We start from the raw sequence: 26,005 nt of genomic DNA on the forward strand, positions 1-26,005 counted from the left end.
AAATATCCGTGGAACGCCCCTGAACCCGACTTGTCTTTCGCAATGGGCATCGCGCCTGATGATCGAGCGACTTTACGCGCAAAACGCCATTTGCCGCCTTGCACGACGATTCCACGCAGATGCCCGGCACCCGTCGCGATTGCACGTTGACGGCGCAAAAACGGGATACTGTTGCCCGATAACAACATGGCCAACTTAATCGTTGAATCTGTGACTTAATTAAATTGCAAAAAAATGACGGTCAGGGGAGCCTCTGAACTCTCCTTTAACGGCGTGAGCCGAGGGGCACGGATTCCTTGGGGGCATCCGATGTATGACATTAGAGGGACTGAACACATGAACGCTTGGACTTTCCGCAAGCAGGCGCTTGCCACCGGTTCGGCGCTGCGCGCGATTGCGCTGATCGGCGCCGGATCCGCGGCGATCGGCGTGGCCACCGCGCCCGCCCATGCGCAGGATTTCACGCGCGGCTCGATCACCGGCACCGTCGTCGACGAGGCAGGCAACGCGGTGCAGGGCGCCAATGTCACGCTCACCTCGAACGAGCAGGGCTTCAACAACACCGCGGTCACCGATGCCGATGGTTCGTTCCGGATCAACGGCCTGCCGACCGGTTCCTACTCGATCACCGTCACGTCGCAGGGTGCCGTCGTCGTGCGCGATACCGGCGTAGGCGTCGTCGCCGGCCAGAACAGCTCCTATCGCTACATCGCGGGTGAAAGCACGCTGGGCGAAGAAGTCGCGGGCGGCGAAGGTATCGTCGTCGTTGGCCGCCGTATCCAGGTGAACGATTTTGCCGCGACGCAGACGGGCGTCACCCTCGACGTCGAAGACCTCGCGCAGACCGTCCCCGTCGGCCGCGATCAGACCTCTCTCATCCTGCTTGCGCCGGGCACCACGCCGGGCGACGAAGGCTTTGGCAACCTAGCCTCGATCAACGGCGCGACCGTTGCCGAGAACCAGTATTACATCAACGGCCTCAACGTCACCGATTTCCGCAACCTGCTCGGCAGCTCGATCGTTCCGTTCGAGTTCTACCGTACCACCGACGTCAAGACCGGCGGCTATCAGGCGGAATACGGCCGTGCGCTGGGCGGCGTGATCTCCTCGATCACGAAATCCGGCTCCAACGAATTCGCCGGCGGCGCCGTTGTCGTCTTCGAACCGCAGGGCCTGCGCAGCCAGACGCCCAACACTTTTGTCGATGCGGATTCCGATCCCGAGACCGAAGGCGACATCATCGGCAATCTGAACTCGCGCGATTACGACCAGTCGCTCGACGGCAACTTCTACCTGTCCGGTCCGATCATCAAGGATCGCCTGTTCTTCTACGGCCTTTACAACGCGCGCTATCGCGAAAATGCCGACACGTCGTTCTCGGGCGCACGCACGACGACGATCCGCGACGACAGCCCGTTCTTCGGCGGCAAGCTCGACTTCGTGATCGCCGACGGCCATCGTCTCGAAGGCACCTATTTCCGCGACAAGGTGACGCGCGACATCATCTACACCGGCTTCGACACCGAAAACATGGTCGATGGCGAAGTGCAGGGCGGCCTGAGGCAGGAATTCGGCGGCGACAACTTCATCGGTACCTACTCTGGTCAATTTACCGACTGGCTGTCGATTTCCGGCTCCTATGGTCAGTACAATGACAATACGACGCAGGTCGCCAGCCCGAACAACGCCTATATCCTCAGCCGGATCGGCAGCACGCGTGTCGTAGGCGGCACGAGCACCGGGCGAAACAACGACGAGAGCAAGCGCGAATTCTATCGTGCCGACGCCGACATCTATGTCGACTTCTTTGGCGAGCACCACATCCGCGGCGGTTTCGATCTTGAAAAGCTGTCGGCTGGCGAGAACACGACCTATAACGGTACGGGCTATCGCTATGACGTGCGGTCCAACCTCGCGATCCGCTGGTACTACCTCAACGAAGGCGGGTTCAACACCGATCAGCGCGCCTTCTATCTTCAGGACTCGTGGTCGCTGCTCGACAATCGCGTGAACCTGCAGCTCGGCGTTCGCAACGACAGCTTCAAGAACTACGGCGTGACGGGTGAGAAGTTCTACGATTCGGGCGATCTTTGGGCACCGCGCCTGGGCGCATCGTTCGACGTGTTCGGCGACGGCGCGACCAAGCTGAACGTGTTCTATGGTCAGTATTACCTGCCGATCGCCACGAACACGAACATCCGCCTCGGCGGTGCCGAGACCTACTATCAGCAGGTCGATTTCTACGGCACCTCGCAGGACCTGAACGGCGATGGCATTCCCGATCAGTATACGCTCGACGAAAATGGCGATATCGTCGGCTTCGACGCGAACTTCGGCGGGGGCGTCTGCCCCGAGGGCACGCCCAATGCAGGCGAAGTGTGTAACAACGTCTATAGCGACGGCACCGCCGGGCCGACCGACACGCTGGTGTCGCAGACCCTGAAGCCGAGCCGGACCGACGAATATATCATCGGCCTGGAGCACCGGATCGGCGATTGGCGCGCGTCCATCAACTACACTCGTCGCCGCCTGGCCTCGACACTGGAAGACGCCGCGATCGATGCTGCGGTCAATTCCTATTGCGCCGACAACGGTATCGCGGGCTGCGAAGATGTATTCACTGGCTACCACCAGTACGTGCTCCTCAATCCGGGCGAAGACGTGACCGTGCGCCTCGACGGCGACTGCTCCATCGAAGGGCAGTGCGATGTCGTGACCCTCGATGCGGCCTCGCTCGGCTATCCCGAAGCGGTGCGCGATTACGACGCGGTTCAGTTCGAACTGGAGAAGGCGTATAACGGCCTCTACGGTTTCCGGTTCAACTACACCTACATGGACCTTCGCGGTAACTTCGAAGGTGCGGTGAAGTCGGACAACAACCAGACCGACGCCAGCCTGACGCAGGATTTCGACCAGCCGGGCTTCCTCGAAGGTGCGACGGGCCCCCTTGCCAATGGCCGCAAGCACACCTTCAAGCTCTACGGCAATGTCAGCCCGACCGAATGGCTCGACCTTGGCGCGAACATGACCGTGTCCAGCCCGCGCAAGTTCAGCTGTATCGGTAACTACTTCGATTCGAACAATTTCGCGGCAGGTTACGGTGCGGCATCCTACTATTGTACCCAGGATGGCGTCGGCGGCACCCCGGTCGAAAATTCGGGTGGCACGACGTCCTATCTCGTCCCCCGCGGTAGCGCGTTCGAATCCGAATGGAGCAAGAATGTCGATCTCAGCATCACGTTCAAGCCGTTCGCCAGCAACCGGAACATCCAGTTCCAGACCGCGGTCTTCAACGTGTTCAACTGGAAGCAGGAAACCGACTACAACGAATTCGGCGATCTCGATCTCGACTATACGCCGAACAGCAACCCGAACTATGGCCGCGTGACCGCCTATCAGGCGCCGCGTGCGGTCCGGTTCACCATGTTCATGCGTTTCGGAGGCGACGCGAAATAAGCGTTTCCACCAAAGTGCCGGACACCGGACAATGGAAAGGGGCGGCTTCGGCTGCCCCTTTTTATTGACCCCGCCTTGCGCGCCGGCCCATCATTCCCGTTCGCCATGGACCATGCCCGATGCCATCCCCCGAAGTGACAACCGCCGCCGCCGCGTTTCAGGCCGCCAATCGCGCCGACGACCGCCCGGCGCTGCTCGCCGCGGCGCGTGTGCTCGTGGAGAAGCGCGCACCGATCGGGCCCCAATGGAATTTCGCGGCGCAGGCGATCATGCGCTGCGGCGATCTCGATCTTGCCCTGCGCGCACTCGATTTGTGGCAGGATCAGGCCGCCCCGCCCCATGCCGCTGCGCATGAGAAAGCGGTTCTCCTCGCGCAATCGGGGCGTGAGGACGACGCGCTTGCCCTTGTCGCGCAGCTTCCCGAAACGCACCCCACACCCGTTGCCAATGCGTATCTGCGCGGATCCATCGCGGCCAATCTGGGGCGCCGGGATGAGGCGGAGCTTCATTATCGCCGTGCCGTGGCCGCCTTGCCCGTCTCGGGTCGGTCGTGGGTCGGGCTGGCGCAGCTCGACCGGCTCACCCCTGCGGACCGGGCCGCCATCCGCGCCCGGCTCGACGCCCCCGACGCAAGCCGGATCGAAACCGTCGACCGTGCAGGCCTGCACCATGCGCTCGCCATCGCCGCCGATCGGGAGCAGGACCACGCGAAGGCCTTCAACCATTTCGACTCGGCAACCCGGATTCAGGCCGAGCTATACCGCTATACGGCCCGAGACGACGAGAATTCCGTGCGAACCGCCCGTATGTGGCACGCACCCGATATCGCCCGCCATGCCATCGCCGGCCCCGCGCCGGAGCGGCAGCCGATTTTCGTTACCGGCCTCGCGCGAAGCGGCACAACGCTCGTTCAACAATTGCTCGCCGCGCATTCGGAGGTCGATGGCGGCCGGGAGCTTGGCCTTACCGTGCCGGTGGAGGTGATGACGGGCGGGTTCGCCCCGGCGGATTTCGACCGTTATCGCGCCGGCGGCGGCACGATGGAGGCGTTGCGCGACACCTATCTCCGCTTCGCTGGTCAACGCATTGCCGGCACCGGGCGCTTCGTCGACAAGACGCTCAACGCCAGCCGGGCGATCGGCCCGCTCGCGGCGATGTTTCCCGACGCGCCTTTCGTCTGGTTGCGCCGCGATCCACTCGACAATGCGTGGTCCATCTATCGCGCGTGGTTTTCGAACAATGTGCTATCCGGATGGTCGCTTGCCGATATCGCGCACCACATGATGGTGGAGGATCGCATGCATGCCCACTGGGCCGATGTGCTCGGCGACCGGATGCTGACCGTGCCGTATGCCGATCTTGTCGAGCATCCGGAGGAATGGACGCGCCGGATCACCAGCTTTTGCGGACTGGAGTTCGAGCCGGGCCAGATGGACTTTCACCGCCGCGCTGGCGCGGTCAGCACGGCCAGCGCCCTGCAGGTGCGCGAACCCGTCAATCGCAAGGGTATCGGCGCGTCGGCTCCCTATCGCCGCTGGCTCGACCCGTTCATGCGCGTGTATCGCGCCGCACCCGTCGATACGCCGCCGGACCCCGCGACGCTGGTGGCCGGATTTAAGGACGGTCTCGCGCGGCAGGATATCCTTGCGATCAACCACGCGGCGAAGGGCCTGATCGTGGCGAAGGCACCGATGGGCAATTCCTGGCGCGCCATTGCGCAGGCCTTGTTGCGCAATGGCGAGAAGACCGCCGCGCGGGACGCGATGCGCCTGCTGGAGGAGAACGGCGGCAATACGCGTGCCTTGCGGATCGAGCGGGCCGCATTCGTCGCCCGCTCCGGATTGCCCGAGGACGCGCGACAGCTTCTGTCCGAAGGCACCGGCAATGCGCAGGACGCCTCCGCCTCGCTGCAATTCCTCCACGGGTCGATCGCCACCAATCTGGGCGAGGCGGAGGTGGCCGCCGAACATTTCCGCCGCGCGGCAGGGATGCAGCCGGCATCGGGGCAATGCTGGCTCGGGCTCGCGATGACGGGCGCCGCCGACGATGCCGACCATCGGGCGATGGAGGATGCGTCCGCCGCGCTCGCCCATGCGCCGCCGGCCGAACGCTCGGCATGGCACTACGCGCTCGGCCACATGCGCCATCTTGCGGGTGAGCATGCGCGCGCATTCGATGCCTTTGAAAAGGGTGCGGCCCATATGGCACCGCTGCGCCCGTTCGACCGGGAGGCCGATCGCGCCGATGCCCGCGCGGCGGTGGATGGCTGGGCCGAGGGGCTGCGCGACACGCGCGGGGCGGATCGGCGCAAACCGGTGCGCGACCCCGTGTTCGTGACGGGCCTGCCGCGGTCCGGCTCGACACTGGTGGAGCAGATCCTCGCCGCCCATTCCACGGTCGCCGGTGGGGGCGAGCTCGGCCTGCTTCGCCTGCTTGAACAACGGATCGGGGGCAAGTCGCACGGCGCCTTCGCCCGCTGGGAACGCGATGGCGGCCGGGCCGACGATCTTGTCGCGCATTACGATCATCTCCTGAACGAAAGCGTGACGCGGGACGGGCGCGTCATCGAAAAGACGTTGTCGACCTCCCGCCATCTCGGGCTCGTGGCGACATTGTTGCCCGATGCGCCGGTCGTGTGGGTGCGTCGCGATCCGCTCGACAATGCGTGGTCAGCCTATCGCACATGGTTTGTCGAGGGCGTCGCGTGGAGCTGGAACCAAGCCGATATCGCGGCGCACATGGCGTGCGAGGATGCGCTCCACGATCGCTGGCAAGACGTTCTGGGCGACAGGATGCTGACCATTGCATACGAAACGCTGGTCGACGATCCCACCACGCAGATCGGCCGTATCCTCGATCATTGCGGGCTTACGCGGGAGGCTGCGTGCTTTGCCCCGCACGAAACGAAACGCAGCGTCATCACCGCCAGCGCGATGCAGGTGCGTGCGCCCATCAACCGCCGCGGCATCGGCGTCGCCGACCCCTATCGCGACCGACTCGCCCCGTTCGAAGCGGCCCGGTTCGGCAACGACACGCTTTTGTGAATTTTTGTGAAACCTTTTTCGGTTTCGCACTCACTCCCAAGGCGATGCCGCGCATCTGTATCAGAAATGTCACAGATTTTCGCGAAAGGTTTCCGAAGATACCAATAGGTTTTGCATAACGCCGGCGAGTTTGAGAGTGGCGCCCCCCTGAAAGTTTTGCCCGTCCGGTGCGAGCGAACCACAGCGGTTTCGTTCGGCAGCGCGCCGCCGTCACCGCGTGACGTGCGGATCGGACGGGCGACCAGCAAAGGGAATGGATTCCATGAAAACCTCTTTTCGAAACAAGCGCTTGCTCGCGGCCAGCTCGGCCCTGCGTGCGGTTGCCCTGATCGGCGCCGGCAGCGCCGCAGCCCTGTCGGTTCCCGCCTTCGCACAGGCAGGCGACACCGATGGCGTTGTCACCGAGGAGCAGGTCAGCGCGCCGATCGTGGTGACCGGCTCGCGCATCCGGCGCGCCAATCGCGACACGATCGAGCCTGCGATCGTCGTCGATTCGCAGCAGATCGAGGAACGCGGCCAGACCAGCGTCGGCGAAGCACTCGAGGATCTTCCCGCATTCGGCCCCCCGGCGAACAACCCCGTCGGTGGCCAGGGCGGCAGCTTCGGTTCGGGCCAGACCTTCATCAACTTCTTCGGCCTGGGTTCGCAGCGCACGCTGACGCTGCTCAACAGCCGCCGCTATGTCAGCTCGAACACCGCGTCGATCTTCGGCCCGGTCGCGGCCGGTTCGCAGGTCGACCTCAACACCATTCCCACGCTGATGGTCGACCGGCTTGAGACGATCGCGGTCGGCGGCGCGCCGATCTACGGCGCCGATGCCATCGCCGGCACCGTGAACGTCATCCTCAAAGACCGCTTCGAAGGTGTTCGCTTCGACGCGCAGATGGGCATTGCCGAAGAGGGCGACGCCCGCGAATACCGCCTCGGCGCGCTCACCGGCACGAGCTTTGGCGACGGGCGCGGCAACATTGTTGCGGCCTTCGAATATAACCGCACCGACGGCCTGACCTATCGCGATCGTGACCGGACCGCGCGCGGCCTGTTCTATGCGGGTCCGACCGATCCCGATTCGCCTTTCGATAACGTGTTGATCGAAGATCGTCGCATTCCTGCACTTAGCGAATTCGGCGCTCCGAGCTTTGCTGATTCCGTGCCCGGATTTGGCGGCGAAATCACCGACGCTTCCGGCAACGTGCTCGTCTTCAATGCTAATGGCGATCTCGTTCCCCTTGATTTTGGTATGCCTTACCGCGGGATCAACTCTTCGGGCGGCAACGGCTTCAGCCTCGTCGACGTGTCGAACCTGCGTTCGCCGGTCGAACGTTACCTCGGCGCGATTCAGGGCACCTATGATCTGACCGACAACGTCACCGCATTCTTCGAAGGGCAATACGCCAATTCGAAGGGCACCGAATTGCGTGCGCAGCCGGTGTACAACACCGCCCTGTTCGATGCCGGTGGCGCGCCCGACGGCAATCTGATCATCCCGATCGACAATCCGTTCCTGTCGGACGAGGCGCGCGCCACCATCGCCGCACAGCTTCCCGAAGGTCAGGATTTCTTCTATCTCGGCCGTGCCAACACCGACCTCATTTCCGGTCGCGGTTCGTCGACGGTGGAAGTGTACCGCTTCGCCGGCGGCCTGCGCGGCGATTTCACGCTGGGCGAACGCGACCTGAACTGGGAAGTGTCCGGCCTGTACGGTCGTTCGAAGACCGACGGCCGCAGCCGCGAGCTGGTGCAGCAGAACTTCGAAAACGCGCTCGCCGGCTGCCCCGCCGGTGCCGCATCCGCGCCCGTCGACACGGTGAGCGCGACCTGCGTGCCGTTCAACCCGTTCGGCAACGAGAATTCGCAGGCCGTGGCGGATTACATCACGACCATCGCGAACCCCGTCGCCCTGAACGAACAGTATGACTTCATCGCCACGGTCGGCGGCGACCTGTTCAACATCTGGAGCGGTCCGGTCGCGTTCTCGCTCGGTTACGAGCACCGCGACGAATCCTCGGATTTCGATCCGGGCGAATTCTTCTTCGGTCAGGTGAACCCCGAAGATCCGGACGGCCCCCGCGACCAGTTCGGCCGTTCGATCCCGATCGATGCCGTGTCCGGTTCGTACAACACGGACGAGGTGTTCGGCGAGGTGCTCGTGCCGCTCGTCACCGCGGCGATGGAAGTCCCGTTCGCCAATCTGATCGAGGTGAAGGGTGCGGCGCGTTACGTCGACAATTCGTTGACCGGCGGTGATCTCACCTGGACCGCAGGCGGCCGCTGGCAGCCGGTTCGCGACATCACGTTCCGCGGCAATTTCACGCGTTCGATCCGCTCGCCCGCGATTACCGAGCTGTTCAACCCGACCAGCGCGATCTTCACGACCGCAGACGATCCGTGCGATGCGCGCTTCATCAATGCGGGTCCGAACCCGACCCAGCGTGCGGCAAACTGTGCAGCGGCGGGGATTCCGGCGAACTTCACCTCCAATATCGTCGATTTCACGACGCGCGGTTCGCTTTCGGGCAACACCAATCTGGAGAATGAAAAGGCGGACAGCTGGACCGTGGGCTTCGTGTTCACCCCGACCTTCGCCCGCGGGCTCACGCTCTCGGCCGACTGGGTGGACATCTCGCTCGAAGGCGCGATTCAGAGCGTCGATGCCGAGCAGACGCTCGAGGCATGCTATGACGCGACGAGCTTCCCGTCGGATGCTTGCGGCCGGATCGACCGCGACGCCGCCGGTCAGGTGGAATTCGTGCGCACCGGCTATCTCAACGTCGCAAGCTACGACTACAAGGGTCTGGTGAGCGAAGTGCGCTGGGTGCAGCCGACCCCGTTCCTCGGCGCGGACAGCCGCGTGACGGTGCGTGGCTCGTACCAGTATATCGATCAGCTCGAAACGCGGGTCGGTTCCGGCGATCTGGAAACGCTGCGTGGCGGTATCGGCTATTCGAAGCATCAGGGCACGCTGGGCCTGAGCTACGACAACGATGCGTTCGGCATCTTCGGTCAGGGCCGTTACATCGGCGAGGCCGTGGTCGATCCCGACGCTGCGCCCGAAACGTACGAATTCTTCGAGCGTGACGATGTCATCTTCGTGGATGCCGGCATCAGCTTCAAGGCTGGCGACGACATGGTGCTGCGCCTCATCGGGGAGAATATCTTCGACACCAGCGCGCCGTTCCCCTCGCCCGCCGGTGGTGGTCTCGTGACCTATTTCGATGGGATCATGGGCCGCTACTTCAAGGTGGCTGCGACCTTCGGCTTCTGATCCTTCAAAAGCCTGCGCATAAGGAAACGGGCCCGGCCATAAGCCGGGCCCGTTTTCGTATCGGGCTCTCTTTTCGAATTACGCGACGCGCATCTGCAATTCGCCGTCGCCCTCGTCGATATGGACGGTGCTGCCATCGGCAATCTCGCCGCGCAGCAGCCGGTCGGCGAGCGGATCCTGCAAATGCCGCTGTACCGCGCGTTTCAACGGGCGCGCGCCATAGACCGGATCGTAACCGACCCGTCCGAGCCAGCGTTTCGCCGCATCGGTGAGGTCGAGCGTGATCTTGCGATCCTTGAGCAATTTCTGCACCCGGCCCACCTGAATATCGACGATCGGCGCCATGTGCTCCTCGGCCAGACGGTGGAACAGGATGATCTCGTCCAGCCGGTTCAGGAATTCGGGACGGAAATGCCCACGCACCACGTCCATCACCTGCGGTTCGACATCGGCGACGGTCTGCCCGTCCTCCATGTTCGCGAGATACTGGCTGCCGAGGTTGGAGGTGAGGATGATCAGCGTATTGCTGAAATCCACCTGCCGCCCCTGCCCATCGGTCAGCCGCCCGTCGTCGAGCACCTGCAGCAGCACGTTGAACACGTCGGCGTGCGCCTTTTCCACCTCGTCGAACAGCACAACCTGATACGGGCGGCGGCGCACCGCCTCGGTCAGGACGCCGCCCTCGTCATAGCCGACATAGCCCGGCGGCGCCCCGATCAGGCGGGACACGGCGTGCTTCTCCATGAACTCGCTCATGTCGATGCGGACCATCGCATTGTCGTCGTCGAACAGGAACCCGGCCAGCGCCTTCGTCAATTCGGTCTTCCCGACGCCGGTGGGCCCGAGGAAGAGGAAGCTGCCGAGCGGACGATTCGGATCCTGAAGCCCGGCACGGGCGCGCCGCACCGCCTTCGACACCGCCTCGACCGCCTGGCTCTGGCCGATGACCCGCTTGCCCAGCGCGCCTTCCATGTTGAGCAGCTTTTCGCGCTCGCCTTCCATCATCCGGTCGACGGGCACGCCGGTCCAGCGGCTGACGACGCCGGCGATGTCGTCCTCCGTCACCACCTCGCGCAGCATCGCGTTTTCGGACTGCGCCTTGGCCTCTTCCAATTGCCGGTCGAGTTCGGGGATGCGGCCGTAGGACAGCTCGCCCGCCTTCGCGAGATCGCCGGCCCGCTGCGCCTGTTCCAGCTCGATCCGCGCGGCGTCAAGCTGCTCCTTGATGCGGCCCTCCGCGGCGATCTTGTCGCGCTCGTTCTGCCAGCGGGTGGTCAGTTCGCTCGACTGCTGCTCGAGATTGGCGAGTTCCTCGCGCAGTGCCTTGAGTCGGTCCTGCGACGCGGCATCGGTTTCGCGTTGGAGCGCCTGCTCCTCGATCTTGAGCTGGATGATGCGGCGGTCGAGGTTCTCAATCTCCTCGGGCTTGCTCTCCACCTCCATGCGGATGCGGCTCGCCGCCTCGTCCATGAGGTCGATCGCCTTGTCGGGGAGGAAACGATCTGCGATATAGCGGTTCGACAGCGTCGCCGCCGCCACCAGCGCATTGTCCGAAATGGTGACGCCGTGGTGCAGCTCGTATTTCTCCTTGAGCCCGCGCAGGATCGACACCGTGTCCTCCACCGTGGGTTCGTCGACGAAAACCGGCTGAAACCGGCGCTGGAGCGCGGCATCCTTCTCGACATATTTCTGATATTCGTCGAGCGTCGTCGCGCCGATGCAGTGCAGCTCACCGCGGGCCAGCGCGGGTTTCAGGAGGTTGCCCGCATCCATCGCCCCTTCCGACTTGCCCGCCCCGATGAGCGTGTGCATCTCGTCGATGAACAGGATGATGTGGCCCTCCGCGCCCTTCACCTCGTCGAGCACGGCTTTCAACCGCTCCTCGAACTCGCCGCGATATTTCGCACCCGCGATCAGGCTGCCCATGTCGAGCGACATCAGCGTGCGGTCCTTCAGGCTGTCGGGCACATCGCCATTCGCGATGCGCAGCGCGAGGCCTTCGGCAATGGCGGTCTTGCCGGTGCCGGGTTCGCCGATCAGGACGGGATTGTTCTTCGTCCGGCGGGCAAGGATCTGAACAGTGCGGCGGATTTCCTCATCCCGGCCGATCACGGGGTCGAGCTTGCCGGCACGCGCCGCCTCGGTCAGGTCGCGGGCGTATTTCTTCATTGCGTCGTAGCTTTCCTCGGCGCTCGCGCTGTCGGCGGTGCGGCCGCCGGTCGCCTCCTGGATTGCGGCCTCCAGCGCCTGCGCATCGACATTCGCGGATTTCAGCGCCTGCCCCGCCGCATTCGATTGCGACAATGCGAGCGCCTGCAACACGCGTTGCACCGGCACGAAGCTGTCGCCGGCCTTCTGGCTGAGCTGCTCCGCCTGATCGAGGACGCGAACCGCATCATTGTCCAGCCCCGGCGTCGCCTGCGCGCCGCTTCCCGACACGGCGGCGATTTTTGCCAACGCCGCATCGGCCTGCGCTTCGGCCTGCTTCGCATTGCCGCCGGCGCGCTGAATCAACTGCGCCGCCATGCCCTCGTTATCTTCGAGCAAGGCCTTCAAAATATGGGCGGGCGAGATCCGCTGATGATTGTTGCGGATCGCCACGGTCTGCGCCGCCTGCAGAAAGCCTTTGGCGCGATCGGTAAATTTTTCGAGATTCATCACACAATCCTTGTCGTTACGGACAGGAGATAGTGTTGCATTTATACAACACAAGGGCCTTGCCTGCGCGCGTTGAAGATTTTGTCGCGACCCGCCGATTTCAAGGGGCGGTATCTACCGCGAACGGACCGATCTTCGCCTTCGGGACGGCGTTCTAAGGCTGGCGTTTCCGGTTGAAACTGATACCGAATAGCGCGCTCGCGCCGTCTGGCGCCACGATCGATTGAGGGGGATTTATCCATGCGTATCATCACCGCCTGCCTTGCCGCCGTATCCTCGCTCGCGCTGTCGGCCTGTGCCGTGCAGAATGCGAGCGCGCCCGTCGCCGCAAATGCGCCCGCCCCGGCCATGGCCCCTTCGATGGCAGAGCCCGCCTCGCTCGACGCGCTGGTCGCCGAGGTCGATATTCCCTATGATCGCTTCACGCTCGACAACGGCCTGACCGTGCTGGTGCATGAGGATCGAAAGGCGCCGCTGGTGGCCGTTTCGGTCTGGTACGGCGTGGGATCGAAACATGAGCCCGAGGGCAAGACCGGTTTTGCCCATCTGTTCGAGCACCTGATGTTCAACGGGTCGGAAAACGCGCCGGGCGATTTCTTTCAACCGTTGCAGGATGCCGGCGCGACCGATTTCAACGGCACGACCTGGTTCGACCGCACCAACTATTTCGAGACCGTGCCGACCGGCGCGCTCGACCGTGCGCTGATGCTGGAAAGCGACCGCATGGGTTATCTGCTCGGCGCGGTGACGCAGGAAAAGCTCGATAACCAGATCGGCGTGGTTCAGAACGAAAAGCGGCAGGGCGACAATCAACCCTACGGCATGGTCGAATATCTGGAGCTTGAAACGCTCTATCCCGAAGCGCACCCCTATGCCCATTCTACGATCGGTTCGATGGAAGACCTGTCGTCCGCCACGCTCGACGATGTGAAGGACTGGTTCCGCGATCATTACGGGCCGAACAATGCGGTGCTGGTGCTGTCGGGCGATATCGACACCGCGACGGCGCGGGCGAAGGTGTCGAAATGGTTCGGCGCCATCCCCGCCGGCCCGGCCATCGCGCCGGTCGCCGCGCCGGTGCCGACGCTTCCCGCCGATGTCGAACGCACGCTCACCGACCAGGTCGCGACGACGCGCGTCTATCGCATCTGGGCGACGCCGGGGCTCGACAATCCGGATTACCTGCCGCTCAACGCCGCCGCGTCCGTGCTGGGGGGGCTGGCGAGTTCGCGGCTCGACAACACGCTGGTCCGGGATGAGGAGATTGCTGTCCGCGTCGTCGCCAGCAACAGCGCCTTTGCGCAGGGCGGGCAGTTCACCGTCTATGCCGACGTGAAGGACGGCGTCGATCCGCAGGTGGTCGCCGACGCGCTCGACCGCGAAATCGCCCGCATGATCGCGCAGGGCCCGACCGAGGATGAATTGCTGCGGGCGAAGACCGCCTATGCCGCGTCGCAGATCCGCGGCCTCGACAATCTCGGCGGGTTTGCGGGCAAGGCACCGACCTTGGCGCAGAGCCTCCTCTACCAAGGCTCGCCCGACGCCTATAAACAGGAGTTGCAGCGCGCCGCCGACTTGACCCCGGCGCAGGTTCGTACCGCGGCGCAAACATGGCTGTCCCGCCCCGTCTTCCGCCTCACGGTGGAGCCGGGCGAACGGAACGAGGAAGGCGCGACGCCCGGAAGCTACCGCACCGGTACCGACGGCGCACTGCGCGGCCCGGCCTTCTTCATGCAGCCGGGCAGCGACCCTGCCGCCGCCATGACCCGGGCAGAGGCGGACCGCTCGCAATTGCCGGAGATCGAGCAGCTCGCCGCACTCGATTTCCCGGAGATACAGCGTGCCACATTGTCGAACGGTATCGAGGTCTATTTCGCGCAGCGCGACGCGATCCCGACCGTGTCGATCCGGCTCGCCTTCGATGCGGGCTATGCCGCCGATCCGCGCGATGCGCTGGGCACGCAATCGCTGATGCTGTCGTTGATGGACGAGGGTACGCGCACGCTCGATTCAGAGCAGCTGGCCATTGCGAAGGAGCGGCTCGGCGCCGCGATCGGTTCGGGCGCGAGCCTCGACGAAACCTATTTTCAGCTCGACGCCCTGGCGCCCAATCTCCTGCCCTCGCTCGAACTGCTGTCGGACTATGTACGCAACCCCGCCTTCGCGCAGGACGATCTCGACCGGGTGCGTGCGCAGCAATTGAACCGGCTCGACAATGAGCTGACCTCGCCCGGCTCCATTGCGCAGCGGGCCTTGTTCCCGCTCCTTTACGGGCCGCACCATCCCTATGGCATCCCGCCGTCGGGCCTCGGCAATCGCGCCGCGGTGGAGGCGGTTTCGCAAAGCCAGATCGCGGGCTTCCACGACAAATGGCTGCGCCCCGATCTGGCGAAGATCTTCGTCGTCGGCGACAGTTCGCTCGGTGAAATCACCCGGCTGCTGGAGGCGAGTTTCGGCGATTGGCAGGCTCCGGCGACCCCTGCCCCGACGAAGGATTTCAACGTCGATGTCCCGGCACAGCAATCGCGCATCGTGTTGATCGACCGGCCCAATTCGCCGCAATCGATCGTGCTGGGCGCACGCGTGCTGGATCAGAAGGGCACCGACGATCTCGTGCCGCTGGGCAGCGCCAATTACGTGTTCGGCGGCAATTTCCTCTCTCGCATCAACATGAACCTGCGCGAGACGAAGGGCTGGTCCTATGGCGTGCGGAGCATCGTGTCGCGCCCGGTCGATCGCTCCTCCTTCATGATCTATGCCCCGGTGCAGGCGGACCGGACGGGCGATTCCATCGCGGAATTGCGCCGCGACCTCTCCGCCTTCACCGCCGACAAGGGCGTGAGCGCGTCCGAGCTCAGCGCCCTGGTCAACTCCAACATCCGCGAATTGCCCGGTTCGTTCGAAACGCAGGGCGACGTGCTGGGCGGCATCACGAGCATCGTGCGCAATGGGTGGAGCGACGATTATTACGAAACGCTGGCCGACCGGTATCGCGGCCTGACCGCGGCGCAGCTCGATGCCGAGGCCCGCTCCGCCTTTCGCGGGGATGATCTCGTCTTCGTGGTGGTCGGCGATGCGGACGTGGTGGAGCCGCAGCTGCAATCGCTCGGCCTCCCGGTGGAGGTCCGCACCCCTTCGGGCGAATAGGCCGGCACGCAGGCACAAGGAAAGGGCGCCGGAACTTGCTTCCGACGCCCTTTTTCGTGGTCTCGCGTTTTTGCGGTTCGCGGGGGTTTAGCCCAGCTTCTGCTTCAGGATGTCGTTGACGACCTGCGGATTGGCCTTGCCCTGCATCGCCTTCATCGTCTGTCCGACGAAGAAGCCGAAGAGCCGGTCCTTGCCGCCGCGATAGGCTTCGACCTTGTCCGGGTTGTCGGCCAGTACCGTGTCCACCGCCGCCTCGATCGCGCCGGTGTCGCTCTCCTGCTTCAGCCCCTCACGCTCGACGATTTCGCCGGCGCCGTCGCCGGTTTCCAGCATGATTTCGAGCACCTGCTTCGCAATGGAGCCGGAAATCGTGCCATCCCCGATCAGCGCGAGCAGTTCGCCACCCTTTTCCGGCGTGACCGGGCTGTCGGACAGATCCTTGCCCAGCTTGTTGAGTGCGCCAAACAATTCGCTCATCAACCAGTTCGACGCCTGCTTCGCCACGTCGGCTTGTGCCTTGCCCTGCTGCTCGGCCGCGGTGGTCAGCAGCTTTTCGAACCAGCGCGCGGTTTCGACCTCCGCCGTCAGCACCGCCGCATTATAGGGCGGCACGCCAAGCTCATTCTCGTACCGCAGACGCTTCGCATCGGGCAGTTCGGGCAGGCTGTCGCGGCACGCGGCAAGAAACGCATCGTCCAGTTCGAGCGGCAACAGGTCCGGATCGGGGAAGTAGCGATAATCGTGCGCGTCTTCCTTGCTCCGCATCGATCGCGTCGTGCCAGTGTCGGGATCGAACAGGCGGGTTTCCTGCACGACCTTGCCGCCATCCTCGATCAGCTCGACCTGCCGGTTGGCCTCGTATTCGATGGTCGCCATGACGAAGCGCACCGAATTGACGTTCTTCGTCTCGGTCCGCGTGCCGAATTCCTCGCCTGGGCGGCGCACCGACACGTTCACGTCGGCGCGCATGGAGCCTTCCTCCATATTGCCGTCGCACGAGCCGACATAGCGCAGGATCGTGCGCAGCTTGCGGACATAGGCGCCGGCCTCCGCGGGCGAGCGCATGTCAGGCTTCGAAACGATCTCCATCAGCGCGACGCCGCTCCGGTTGAGGTCGACATAGGACATCGTGGGATGCTGATCATGCATCAGCTTGCCGGCGTCCTGCTCGACATGGATGCGCTCCACCCCGATGCGCTTGGTGGTGTTTTCGGGGTCTTTTTCATCGAGCACGATGTCGAGATGCCCCTCACCCACCAACGGATGATAGAGCTGGCTGATCTGGTAGCCCTGCGGGAGATCGGCGTAGAAGTAATTCTTCCGGTCGAAACGCGACCATGCGTTGATCTGCGCATCGATGGCCATGCCCGTGCGCACCGCCTGCCGGATGCATTCGCGGTTCGGCACCGGCAACATGCCCGGCATCGCCGCATCGACGAGGCTGACCTGCGTGTTCGGCTCCGCGCCGAACGCCGTCGCCGCGCCCGAAAACAGCTTCGCCTTCGACGTCACCTGCGCATGAACCTCGAGGCCGATGACGACCTCCCACTCACCCGTGGCGCCGTGAATCGTATAGGTGCTCATGCTTTCCACCATGTGTCGGGCTTGGCCGTGAAACCGGCGCGCTGTTCGATGGCGAGCCCGGCGTTCAGCACGCCCTGCTCGTCAAACCCCTTGCCGATAATCTGTAGCCCGAGCGGCAGACCATCGCGGTTCAGCCCGGCCGGCACCGACATCGCCGGCAATCCCGCGAGCGAGGCAGGCACCGCGAACACGTCGTTGAGATACATGGAGAGCGGGTCCGAAACCTTGTCGCCGAGCGGAAATGCCGCCGAAGGGCACGTCGGCGCGAGGATCACGTCGCAGCTTTCCCAGGCCTTGGCGAAATCGTCGGCGATCAGCTGCCGCACCTTCTGCGCCTGCGTGTAATACGCATCGTAGAACCCGGCGCTCAACACATAGGTGCCGATCATGATGCGGCGCTTCACTTCCTTGCCGAAACCGGCGGCACGGGTCGCGGCATACATGTCCTGCAACCCCGCCCCGTCGGGAAGGTCGCGCAAACCGTAACGCACCCCGTCATAGCGCGCGAGGTTGGAGGACGCCTCCGCCGGCGCGATAATGTAATAGGCCGGCAGTGCATATTTCGTATGCGGAAGCGAGATATCGACGATGGTCGCGCCCGCATCCTTGAGCCATGCGATCCCGTCGTCCCAGCTTTTCGCAACGTCGGCATCCATGCCATCCATGCGGTATTCGCGGGGAATGCCGACGCGCTTGCCCGAAAGGTCGGGGTTTAGGCCTGCCTCCCATTCCGGCACCGGCGCGTCGAGGCTGGTCGAATCCTTGGGATCGAAACCGGCCATCGCCTCCAGCATGATGGCGCAATCGCGGGTGTCGCGCGCCATCGGCCCGGGCTGATCCAGGCTGGATGCGAACGCCACCACGCCCCAGCGCGAGCAGCGGCCATAGGTCGGCTTGATCCCCGTGATGCCGGTAAAGGCGGCAGGCTGCCGAATGGAGCCGCCGGTGTCGGTGCCGGTCGCCGCGGGGCACAGCCGCGCCGCGACCGCCGCGCTCGACCCGCCGGACGAACCGCCGGGGGCGAGCGGCGCGTCGCTGCCCTTCGCGCGCCACGGGTTGACGACATTGCCGAATGCGCTCGTCTCGTTCGACGAACCCATCGCGAACTGGTCGAGGTTGAGCTTGCCCAGCATGCCCGCGCCCGCATCCCACAGCTTTGCGGAAACGGTCGATTCGTATGGCGGCACGAACCCTTCGAGGATGTGGCTCGCCGCGGTCGTCGGCGTGCCGTCGGTCGCGAACAGATCCTTCATCCCGATGGGCACGCCGCCCATCTTGCCGATGTCCTGCCCCTTGGCCCGGCGCGCGTCGACATTGCGCGCCGCGTCGAGCGCGCTGTCCGGCGTGGTCACGATGAAGGCGTTGAGATCGGACGCGGCGGCGACGGCGGCGTTGAACGCCTCGGCCACCTCGACCGCGGTGAAATCGCCATTGGCGACGCCGTCGCGAATCTGCGCGACGCCCATTTCGGTATGTTCGGTCATTATTCGATCACCTTCGGCACGCCGAAAAACCCGTGTTCGGGGGCCGGCGCATTGGCGAGCACCTTGTCGCGCACGCCGCCGCCCGTCTTGGGATCGGCATTCACTTCATCCTCGCGCAGGCGCAGCGCATTGGGCACGACCGTCGCCATCGGCTCCACGCCGGTGACATCGACCTCGCCCAGCTGTTCGACCCAGCCGAGGATGTTGTTGAGTTCGGGGACCATGGCCTCGACCTCCGCATCGCTCATGGCGATGCGGGCGAGGCTGGCGATCTTGGTGACCGTTGCTTTATCGACTGACATGACACGCGCGTTAGCCAGACAGCCGCCGCTTGCCAAGCGGCTGTGTGGCCGGCGGCGTGTAAAAATTACTCCGCCGGGGCAGGCTGCTCCGGCAGAGGCGCGGGCAGCGGGGCCCCGCCGGGACCACCCGGGCCGCCAAGACCCATGGCACGAAGCTGCTCCTGCATCGCCTGAATCTCGGCCTGGCTACGGAATTCGAGCAGTTCGACGGTGAATTCGAGGTCGCTGTTGGGCGGGATCACGCCGCCGCCCGCGCCCTCTTCGCCATAGGCGAGATCGGAGGGGATAGTGACCACATAGCGCCCACCGGTCTGCATCCGGGTGAGCGCGTCGGCAAAGCCGGGCACCACGCCGCCGACCGGCATCGCGGCCTGCTCGCCGCTGTCGAAGACCGTACCGTCGGGCAGGCGCCCTTCGTAATTCACCAGCACGATATCGTCCATCGACGGGCTCGGCCCCTCGCCCGCGGCGAGCGTATCGACCGTCACGCCTTCGTAGCGGGAGGCCCACGCCACGCCGGCGGCGAGCAGGACGGCGATCGCGATCCCGATCCAGAGCTTGGTGAGGATGCCCTTGCCGATGGGCTGCAACGGTACGCGGGTGACTTCGGCCATGATCTTCCCCATTCTTGAACGACGGTCGGTTTGCGAAGGCCCCGCCATGGAGGGCAGCAAAAAGGGCGCCGGAAATATCTGGCGCCCTGATGGCTCATGCAGGCGGCGGCGACAAGAGGCTTTGTGCCCTGCCGCGTGCCCTCATGCAAAGGCTATGGCTTAACGCACGCCATCGCGTTCGGCACGCTTGCGCTCGAGCTTGCGGGCGCGGCGCACGGCGGCGGCCTTTTCGCGCGCACGCTTCTCGCTGGGCTTTTCGTAGTGGCGGCGCAATTTCATTTCGCGATACACGCCTTCCCGCTGAAGCTTCTTCTTCAACGCACGAAGGGCTTGGTCGACATTGTTATCGCGAACCATGATTTGCATATTCTGAAACTACCTCACATCTGTTGTCAGTTCGGCCAATGATGCCAACGCCGGTCGGACCGGTCCGCATGCACCTCGACTCGATGAAAAACGAATCACATTGCCAGAAGAGCCCGAATTCAACGAAAAACCGGCCATAGCTGGCGGCGCCGCTACCACCCGCAATGCGGAAAAGCAAGCGCCGGAACCTGTACCATATACCACGCAACGCCCCGTCGCGCAAACCGTCGCGCAAATCCGGGCCAGTACGAGCCGCAATCAACGGGAGCGCCGCTTTTTTCCGGCCTTTGCCGGCGCGCGGCGACACGCCCCTTTCGCATTCGCGCGGCAACGCGTAAGGCGCTCATGATAATGAACCAGACCACCATGAACCACCCATCGCCCCTTTTCGCATCGTTTCTCGTCGCCGCAGGTGGCGGGACCGGTGCCGTGCTGCGCTATCAGCTCGGCCGCGCGATCACCGGCCTCTTCCCCGCGTCGAGCGGGAGCTTCCCCTGGCCGACACTCGCCGCGAATGTCTTCGGCAGCCTCGCCATGGGGGCGTTGATCGGCTGGCTCGCCCGGCATGGCGGTGGGGGGAGCGAGGCCTGGCGCCTTCTGCTGGGCATAGGCCTGCTCGGCGGTTTCACCACGTTTTCCTCGTTCAGCCTCGAACTGGTCATGCTGTGGGAACGCGGCGCGGCGCTCGCGGCACTGAGCTATGCGCTGGTCTCGGTGATCGCCGGGGTCGCGGGATTGTTCATCGGGCTTTCGATCATGCGGGTGGCGGCATGAGCGCGCCTGAAAATCCTGGCGAAAAGAGCAGCGACAATGTCCGGCAATTCGTGGTCAGCCGCGACGATGCGGGCATCCGGCTCGACCGCTGGTTCAAGCGCAACCTGCCGCAGATCGGCTTTGCCACCATCTCGCGCTGGGCGCGGACCGGGCAGATCCGGGTCGATGGCGGGCGGGTCAAGCCTGACGACAGGCTCGAACCGGGACAGCAGATCCGCGTGCCACCCGGCGGCGAGACGACCACAGGGGCCCCGCGCGAGCGGCGCCCGCTGACGGAGGAGCAGCTGGAGCAGGCGGACGCAATGCTGCTCCACCGCGACCGCGCGGCCATCGTGCTGAACAAGCCGCCCGGCCTCGCGACGCAAGGCGGCACGGGCACGCATCAACATGTCGACGGCCTGCTCGACGCCTATGCGACGGGCGGGGCCAAGGCGCCGCGGCCCCGGCTCGTCCACCGGCTCGATAAGGATACGTCGGGCGTCCTGCTGATCGCCGCGACGCCCGGCAGTGCCGCGTTCTTTTCCAAGCGATTTTCGGGACGGTCGGCGAAGAAGATCTACTGGGCGCTGGTGGTCGGCGTGCCGAAGGTGCCGCACGGGGTGATCGACCTCGCACTTGCCAAGCAGCCCGGCACCGGCGGCGAGAAGATGATGCCGGACGAAGGCGGACAGCCGGCCAAGACCCGTTATCGCGTGGTCGAACGGGCCGGCAATCGCGCCGCCTGGGTGGAGCTGGAGCCGCTGACCGGCCGCACGCACCAGCTTCGCGTTCATCTCGCCGCGATCGGCCATCCCATCGTCGGCGACGGCAAATATGGCGCGCAGGAGGCATTCCTCACCGGATCGATCAGCCGCAAGATGCATCTTCACGCCCGGCGCCTGATCATCGACCATCCCGATGGCGTGGCGCTCGACGTGACGGCGCCGTTGCCCGAACATTTCGCGGCCAGCATGGAGCAGCTGGGCTTCGATCCCGCGCTCAGCGACGCCGAGCCGGAGACCGGCCCGCCCCCGCCGCCGCGCGAGATTCTCAAGCAGCAGGCCCGCCGCCACGCAAAGCAGGTGCGCAAGGACAAACGCGGCGAACGGCGCGAACGTGCCGGCGTGAAGAGCAGTTCGGGCGGCAAGCCGAAATCCCGCCCCGGCAAGACGGCCGGCCCGGCACGCCCCGGCCCAAAACGCAACGGCCCCGGCCCCCAGGGCCGCAAGCCGGGTGGAAAGCCGAAGAAGCCATGAACCGGGTGGCGATATTCGATTGCGACGGCACGCTCGTCGATGGACAGGCGAATGTCTGCGACGCGATGGAGGAAGCCTTTGCCGCCTCCGGGTTGCAGGCGCCCGACCGGCTTGCCATCCGCCGCGCCGTCGGGCTGTCCCTGCCGCAGGCCATGGCGCAGCTCGTTCCAGGAGGCGACGCGGTGCAGCATGAAATGCTGGCCGAACGGTATCGGCTCGCCTTTCGCACCCATCGCGAGCGGGGGCTGGTCAACGAACCGCTGTATGACGGGATGGCGATGTTGCTGCGCCATCTGCACGCGGCAGGCTGGACGCTGGCCGTTGCCACCGGCAAATCGGACCGCGGCCTTGCCCATTGCCTCGACCATCATGGCATCGCCGATCTGTTCGAAAGCCTGCAGACCGCCGACCGGCACCCATCGAAGCCGCATCCGTCCATGATCGAACGTATTCTGGACGATACGGGCGTCGATGCGGACCATGCGGTGATGATCGGTGATACCAGCTTCGACATGCTGATGGCCGATGCCGCCGGCGTTCGCGGCATCGGGGTCGCGTGGGGCTATCATGCGCCGGACGAATTGATGGCGGCCGGTGCCGATGCGGTGGCGAACGACATGGACGATCTTCAAAAACTGCTGGGCGCGGCGTGAGCGATCCTGCGGCGCGGCGGTTCTTCGTGATACAGGCGGTGCGGGTGGCAGGCGTCGTGGTGGCCGTGTGGGGCTTGTCGGCCAGCTATGGCCGGGCGCCCTGGCTGGGCGGCGCGCCTGCGTGGGTCGGCGCGGTGATGCTGGCGGCGGGAACGGCGGTGGCGCTGATCGGGCCGCGGCTGCTGGCGCGCAAATGGCGGAGCGGATCGTGAAGCGATTTTACAGCGATGTGCATGTCGATGCGCAGGACGGCGGCTGGCAGGTCCGGCTCGATATGCGGCCACTGAAAACCGCGGGCGGCGCGCCGCAGATCGTGCCGGCTCGCGATCTCGCCGAGGCGCTCGCCGATGAATGGCGCGCGCAGGAGGACGAGATCGACCCTGCGGGCTTTCCCTTGCGCGACATGGCGGATTACGCGATCGACCGCGTCGCACCCGACCGGCGGGCGACCATCGCCAAGCTGCTCAGCTATGCCGAAACCGACACGCTGTGCTATCGCGCGGACGAAGGCGATGCCTTGCGCACGCGGCAGGACGAGGCGTGGGAGCCGCTTCTGACCGAAGCGGAGCGGCGGTATGAGGTGCACTTCGAACGGATAGGCGGCATCGTCCACCGACGGCAGCCCGACGCGACCATGACCCGCCTGCGGGACGAGCTCGACGGGTTCGGGCCGTTCGTGCTGACCGGCCTGCTCAATCTTGCCGGGCTTGCCTGCTCGCTCACCGTGGCGATGGCGGCCCAGGCGGACGACGCCGATGCCGACGCGCTCTGGGCCATCGCCAATCTGGAAGAGGATTGGCAGGCGGTGCAGTGGGGCTGGGATTCAGAGGCGCTCGAAAACCGCAATCGCCGCCTTGCCGGCTTTGCACTGGCGCTGCGTTTCGCGCAATTGTCGCGCGGCGGCTAAGCGCGCGCTCCGGCGGTGCGCCGGATCCCCGCCCGCGGCGATAGGCCTATTGCGCGATCCAGTTTGCGATTTCCATCGCCACCGTATTGGCCGCCTGGTTCAAAGCAGGCGCAACCGCCGCGGCATCGGGCGCGATGCCGGGCACCGTGCTCGAAAACCGGCGTGAAACGACCTCGCGCCCTTCCTCGATCCGGATGGCGTCATAGGTGACGGTCACGCTGCTATCGCGGGCGTCATAGCCCATCTCGATCAGCCGGCCGTGGAGGCGGATGCGCGGCTCGGCGCCGGGCTCGATCCCCTCGAACACGAGCCGGCCGGTCTGTGCGCGCAATGTCTCGGCCAGGAGATGCTGCATCAGCCGCGTCGGCTTATCCACCAGGAACGCGTTTTCGAGATAGGCGATGCCCGTCTCGTCGATCCGCACCGGCACGCGTTTGGCATTCAGCCTGTCTTCGGTTTCCGCCTCCATCACGGCGATGGCCGTGCTGGCCGTGCCAGTGGTGCTGCTCGCGCCTGCCGGGGTAACCGCCTGCGACGTGAGGCCGATGAGCTGTTCGGGCGCATCGCCGCCGCCGATGCTGACGCAGGCCGGCAGGAGGCCGAACAGGGCCAGCGGGGCGGCGATACGGGTGATACGCATGGGAGGCATCCTCAATTGTCGGGTTCGTATGTGGGCAGTTTCTGCCCGCCGATCAGTCCGGTCGCCCCCTGATCGTCAAGCTTTTCGGTAATCGTGCGCAGCGAGCGTGTCGTCGTGCGCAATTCGCGGATCGCGGCCTCCGCCTCCGGCAGGGTGCCGGTGGTAATCTGGCGCGCGGCGGGACGAATATCGGCGAGCGTCGCCTCCAGCTCCTCCATCGCACCATTCGCGGTGCGCAGCGTCACGCGCAATTCGTCCGCGATCGATCCGCCTTCCTGATTGATGACCTTGTCGGTGGATGCGGCGACCTTTTCGAACTGCGCCAGCGTCATGTTCGCCTGGCGCAGCGTCGCCTGCAATTCGGCCATGGTCTGATCGATGCGCGGGCTCGTATCGGCGAGCGTGTCGGTCAGCCGCTCGGTATTCTGCAGAATGCCGGTCAGCGCCTGCTGATTATCGTCCGACAATGTCATCGTCAGCCGCTCGGTCAATGTCGAGAGCCGTTCGAGCAGAAGCGGCGCATTCGACAGGATCTCGCCAATCCCGCCGCGACGGGTCGGAATGACGGGCACGCCTTCGGGCCCGATCTCGGTAATGGGCGGGGCGCCGCGGACCGCGCCTTCCATCTGGATCGTGGACACGCCGGTAAAGCTACCCTGCATCGTGGCGGTGGTGCCCTGAAGAATGGGGACACTTTCGTCGATCTCGATCCGCACGCGCACGAATTCGGGATCCTTGTCCCAGAGGCGAATCTGCTTCACCTGCCCCACCGGCACGCCGGAATAGGCCACCTGCGATCCGCGGGCGAGGCCGCTGACCGACTGGCTGAAGAAGATGTCGTATTCCTGCTGCGCCCCTTCGTTCAACCGGGCGAGCCAGATGATGAACCCCGCCAGCAAGGCGAGCAGGATGAGCGTGACCGCCCCGACCCAGATATGATTTGCGCGCGTTTCCATCGCGATGTCCTATGCCTTGTCCATGGTCGGGTTGTCCACTTGCGCGTGTTCGTCGGCGAGGCCGCGCGCCTGCGTTTCCTCGCGCAGGTCGGTGGCCTGGGCGGCGCGTCCGCGCGGACCGTTGAAATATTCCTGAATCCACGGATGATTGGTTTCGAGCAGTTCGGGGATCGTGCCGACCGCCGTCACCTTCTTGTCCGCGAGCACCGCCACGCGGTCGCAAATGGCGTAAAGCGTGTCGAGATCGTGGGTGATGAGAAACACGGTCAGGCCCAGAGTATCGGTCAATTCCCGCGTCAACGTGTCGAACGCGGCCGCGCCGATCGGGTCCAGCCCGGCCGTCGGCTCGTCGAGGAACAGGAGTTCGGGATCGAGCGCGAGCGCACGGGCCAGGCCGGCGCGTTTCTTCATGCCGCCCGACAATTCGGAGGGAAACTTGCTCGTCGCTTCCTCGGGCAGGCCGGACAGCCGCACCTTGTAGCGGGCGATTTCATGGCGCAACTCCGGCGTCAGCTCGGGAAAGAACTGCCGGAGCGGCACCTCGACGTTCTCCGCCACCGTCAGCGTGGAGAAGAGCGCGCCGCCCTGGAACAATACGCCCCAGCGCGAGCGGATGTCGATGTCTGCGTCCTCCTCCGCCTCCGTGATGGAGCGGCCCAGCACCTCGATCGAGCCTTCGTCGGGCACCTGCAACCCGATGATCGAGCGCATCAGCACCGATTTGCCCGTGCCCGATCCGCCGACCACGCCGATGATCTCGCCGCGCCGGACGTTGAGGTCGAGATTGTCGTGAACCGTCTGCGAACCGAACTTGTTGACCAGCCCCTTCACCACGATGGGGTATTCGCCGGTGAACATCGGCGGGACGTATTCCGCCTCGTTCATGGCGCGCTTCATCAACTTTCTGGCGCGTGCGCTGC

The 26,005-nt window shown here is 64.9% G+C and carries 18 protein-coding genes; 9 read left to right on the forward strand and 9 right to left on the reverse strand.

Features of this window, described 5'->3' with window-relative positions; all coding sequences use genetic code 11:
- The first annotated feature begins 336 nt into the window (after positions 1-336).
- The 3 genes from Q0897_RS09840 to Q0897_RS09850 all read left to right on the forward strand — a co-directional run bounded on the left by Q0897_RS09840 (position 337) and on the right by Q0897_RS09850 (position 9,765).
- A complete protein-coding gene (locus tag Q0897_RS09840) occupies positions 337-3,456 on the forward strand; it encodes a TonB-dependent receptor (protein ID WP_299309214.1) in 3,120 nt (1,039 codons plus the stop codon).
- Positions 3,457-3,575: 119 nt separating this feature from the next.
- On the forward strand, positions 3,576-6,500 hold the full coding sequence (locus Q0897_RS09845; RefSeq protein ID WP_299309215.1) for a sulfotransferase: 2,925 nt from the start codon (positions 3,576-3,578) through the stop codon (positions 6,498-6,500).
- 262 nt (positions 6,501-6,762) lie between these two features.
- Complete coding sequence (locus Q0897_RS09850) at positions 6,763-9,765, forward strand: TonB-dependent receptor (RefSeq protein WP_299309216.1); 3,003 nt, start codon at positions 6,763-6,765, stop codon at positions 9,763-9,765.
- A 78-nt stretch (positions 9,766-9,843) separates the two neighbouring features.
- On the opposite strand, the gene clpB is transcribed toward Q0897_RS09850, so the two are convergent.
- Positions 9,844-12,423, reverse strand: a complete 2,580-nt coding sequence (gene clpB / locus Q0897_RS09855; RefSeq protein WP_299309217.1) for an ATP-dependent chaperone ClpB — start codon at positions 12,421-12,423, stop codon at positions 9,844-9,846.
- Positions 12,424-12,663: 240 nt separating this feature from the next.
- Between clpB and Q0897_RS09860 the strand changes: the two genes are divergently transcribed.
- The gene (locus Q0897_RS09860) at positions 12,664-15,570 is read left to right on the forward strand and encodes a pitrilysin family protein (protein ID WP_299309218.1); all 2,907 of its coding nucleotides are present in this window, start codon (positions 12,664-12,666) and stop codon (positions 15,568-15,570) included.
- Positions 15,571-15,657: 87 nt separating this feature from the next.
- Here the strand turns inward: Q0897_RS09860 and gatB are convergent, their stop codons facing one another.
- From gatB to rpsU, 5 genes are all read right to left on the reverse strand, one after another.
- The gene (gatB, locus tag Q0897_RS09865) at positions 15,658-17,154 is read right to left on the reverse strand and encodes an Asp-tRNA(Asn)/Glu-tRNA(Gln) amidotransferase subunit GatB (protein ID WP_299309219.1); all 1,497 of its coding nucleotides are present in this window, start codon (positions 17,152-17,154) and stop codon (positions 15,658-15,660) included.
- A complete protein-coding gene (gene gatA / locus Q0897_RS09870; protein ID WP_299309220.1) occupies positions 17,151-18,638 on the reverse strand; it encodes an Asp-tRNA(Asn)/Glu-tRNA(Gln) amidotransferase subunit GatA in 1,488 nt (495 codons plus the stop codon). The genes gatB and gatA overlap by 4 nt, the downstream gene beginning before the upstream one ends.
- Entirely contained in the window at positions 18,638-18,940 is a 303-nt protein-coding gene (gatC, locus tag Q0897_RS09875; RefSeq protein ID WP_202085973.1) for an Asp-tRNA(Asn)/Glu-tRNA(Gln) amidotransferase subunit GatC, read from the reverse strand. The genes gatA and gatC overlap by 1 nt, the downstream gene beginning before the upstream one ends.
- 65 nt (positions 18,941-19,005) lie before the next feature.
- Positions 19,006-19,554 carry an FKBP-type peptidyl-prolyl cis-trans isomerase gene (locus Q0897_RS09880; RefSeq protein WP_299309221.1) on the reverse strand — a complete coding sequence of 183 codons (549 nt, stop codon included), beginning with the start codon at positions 19,552-19,554 and terminating at the stop codon, positions 19,006-19,008.
- 159 nt (positions 19,555-19,713) lie between these two features.
- Complete coding sequence (rpsU, locus tag Q0897_RS09885) at positions 19,714-19,920, reverse strand: 30S ribosomal protein S21 (protein ID WP_179408292.1); 207 nt, start codon at positions 19,918-19,920, stop codon at positions 19,714-19,716.
- A gap of 351 nt (positions 19,921-20,271) precedes the next feature.
- On the opposite strand from rpsU, the gene crcB reads away from it, so the two are divergent.
- From crcB to Q0897_RS09910, 5 genes are read left to right on the forward strand one after another with little or no spacing between them, the layout of a single operon-like run.
- Positions 20,272-20,694: a fluoride efflux transporter CrcB gene (gene crcB / locus Q0897_RS09890; RefSeq protein ID WP_299309224.1), complete on the forward strand. Its 423-nt coding sequence runs from the start codon at positions 20,272-20,274 to the stop codon at positions 20,692-20,694.
- Positions 20,691-21,929 carry an RluA family pseudouridine synthase gene (locus tag Q0897_RS09895; RefSeq protein WP_299309226.1) on the forward strand — a complete coding sequence of 413 codons (1,239 nt, stop codon included), beginning with the start codon at positions 20,691-20,693 and terminating at the stop codon, positions 21,927-21,929. The genes crcB and Q0897_RS09895 overlap by 4 nt, the downstream gene beginning before the upstream one ends.
- Positions 21,926-22,582: an HAD-IA family hydrolase gene (locus tag Q0897_RS09900; RefSeq protein ID WP_299309227.1), complete on the forward strand. Its 657-nt coding sequence runs from the start codon at positions 21,926-21,928 to the stop codon at positions 22,580-22,582. Before Q0897_RS09895 ends, Q0897_RS09900 begins: the two co-directional genes overlap by 4 nt.
- A complete protein-coding gene (locus tag Q0897_RS09905) occupies positions 22,579-22,794 on the forward strand; it encodes a hypothetical protein (protein ID WP_299309228.1) in 216 nt (71 codons plus the stop codon). Before Q0897_RS09900 ends, Q0897_RS09905 begins: the two co-directional genes overlap by 4 nt.
- On the forward strand, positions 22,791-23,489 hold the full coding sequence (locus Q0897_RS09910) for an ATP12 family chaperone protein (RefSeq protein WP_299309229.1): 699 nt from the start codon (positions 22,791-22,793) through the stop codon (positions 23,487-23,489). Before Q0897_RS09905 ends, Q0897_RS09910 begins: the two co-directional genes overlap by 4 nt.
- A 46-nt stretch (positions 23,490-23,535) precedes the next feature.
- Here Q0897_RS09910 and Q0897_RS09915 read toward each other — a convergent pair whose 3' ends face one another.
- From Q0897_RS09915 to Q0897_RS09925, 3 genes are read right to left on the reverse strand one after another with little or no spacing between them, the layout of a single operon-like run.
- The gene (locus Q0897_RS09915; protein ID WP_299309231.1) at positions 23,536-24,129 is read right to left on the reverse strand and encodes an ABC-type transport auxiliary lipoprotein family protein; all 594 of its coding nucleotides are present in this window, start codon (positions 24,127-24,129) and stop codon (positions 23,536-23,538) included.
- An 11-nt stretch (positions 24,130-24,140) separates the two neighbouring features.
- Positions 24,141-25,085 (reverse strand): MlaD family protein, encoded by a 945-nt coding sequence (locus Q0897_RS09920; protein ID WP_299309232.1) that lies wholly within the window; start codon positions 25,083-25,085, stop codon positions 24,141-24,143.
- A 9-nt stretch (positions 25,086-25,094) separates the two neighbouring features.
- Positions 25,095-25,970 (reverse strand): ABC transporter ATP-binding protein, encoded by an 876-nt coding sequence (locus tag Q0897_RS09925; RefSeq protein ID WP_299309368.1) that lies wholly within the window; start codon positions 25,968-25,970, stop codon positions 25,095-25,097.
- Positions 25,971-26,005 lie beyond the last annotated feature (35 nt).

Source organism: uncultured Croceicoccus sp., assembly GCF_947496385.1.
Taxonomy (GTDB): domain Bacteria; phylum Pseudomonadota; class Alphaproteobacteria; order Sphingomonadales; family Sphingomonadaceae; genus Croceicoccus.

Excerpts from the sequence above, each read along its gene's own strand:
- Q0897_RS09840 (WP_299309214.1), top strand. The coding sequence starts at position 337 with ATGAACGCTTGGACTTTCCGCAAGCAGGCGCTTGCCACCGGTTCGGCG.
- Q0897_RS09845 (WP_299309215.1), top strand. The coding sequence starts at position 3,576 with ATGCCATCCCCCGAAGTGACAACCGCCGCCGCCGCGTTTCAGGCCGCC.
- Q0897_RS09850 (WP_299309216.1), top strand. The coding sequence starts at position 6,763 with ATGAAAACCTCTTTTCGAAACAAGCGCTTGCTCGCGGCCAGCTCGGCC.
- clpB (WP_299309217.1), bottom strand. The coding sequence starts at position 12,423 with ATGAATCTCGAAAAATTTACCGATCGCGCCAAAGGCTTTCTGCAGGCG.
- Q0897_RS09860 (WP_299309218.1), top strand. The coding sequence starts at position 12,664 with ATGCGTATCATCACCGCCTGCCTTGCCGCCGTATCCTCGCTCGCGCTG.
- gatB (WP_299309219.1), bottom strand. The coding sequence starts at position 17,154 with ATGAGCACCTATACGATTCACGGCGCCACGGGTGAGTGGGAGGTCGTC.
- gatA (WP_299309220.1), bottom strand. The coding sequence starts at position 18,638 with ATGACCGAACATACCGAAATGGGCGTCGCGCAGATTCGCGACGGCGTC.
- gatC (WP_202085973.1), bottom strand. The coding sequence starts at position 18,940 with ATGTCAGTCGATAAAGCAACGGTCACCAAGATCGCCAGCCTCGCCCGC.
- Q0897_RS09880 (WP_299309221.1), bottom strand. The coding sequence starts at position 19,554 with ATGGCCGAAGTCACCCGCGTACCGTTGCAGCCCATCGGCAAGGGCATC.
- rpsU (WP_179408292.1), bottom strand. The coding sequence starts at position 19,920 with ATGCAAATCATGGTTCGCGATAACAATGTCGACCAAGCCCTTCGTGCG.
- crcB (WP_299309224.1), top strand. The coding sequence starts at position 20,272 with ATGAACCAGACCACCATGAACCACCCATCGCCCCTTTTCGCATCGTTT.
- Q0897_RS09895 (WP_299309226.1), top strand. The coding sequence starts at position 20,691 with ATGAGCGCGCCTGAAAATCCTGGCGAAAAGAGCAGCGACAATGTCCGG.
- Q0897_RS09900 (WP_299309227.1), top strand. The coding sequence starts at position 21,926 with ATGAACCGGGTGGCGATATTCGATTGCGACGGCACGCTCGTCGATGGA.
- Q0897_RS09915 (WP_299309231.1), bottom strand. The coding sequence starts at position 24,129 with ATGCGTATCACCCGTATCGCCGCCCCGCTGGCCCTGTTCGGCCTCCTG.
- Q0897_RS09920 (WP_299309232.1), bottom strand. The coding sequence starts at position 25,085 with ATGGAAACGCGCGCAAATCATATCTGGGTCGGGGCGGTCACGCTCATC.
- Q0897_RS09925 (WP_299309368.1), bottom strand. The coding sequence starts at position 25,970 with ATGAACGAGGCGGAATACGTCCCGCCGATGTTCACCGGCGAATACCCC.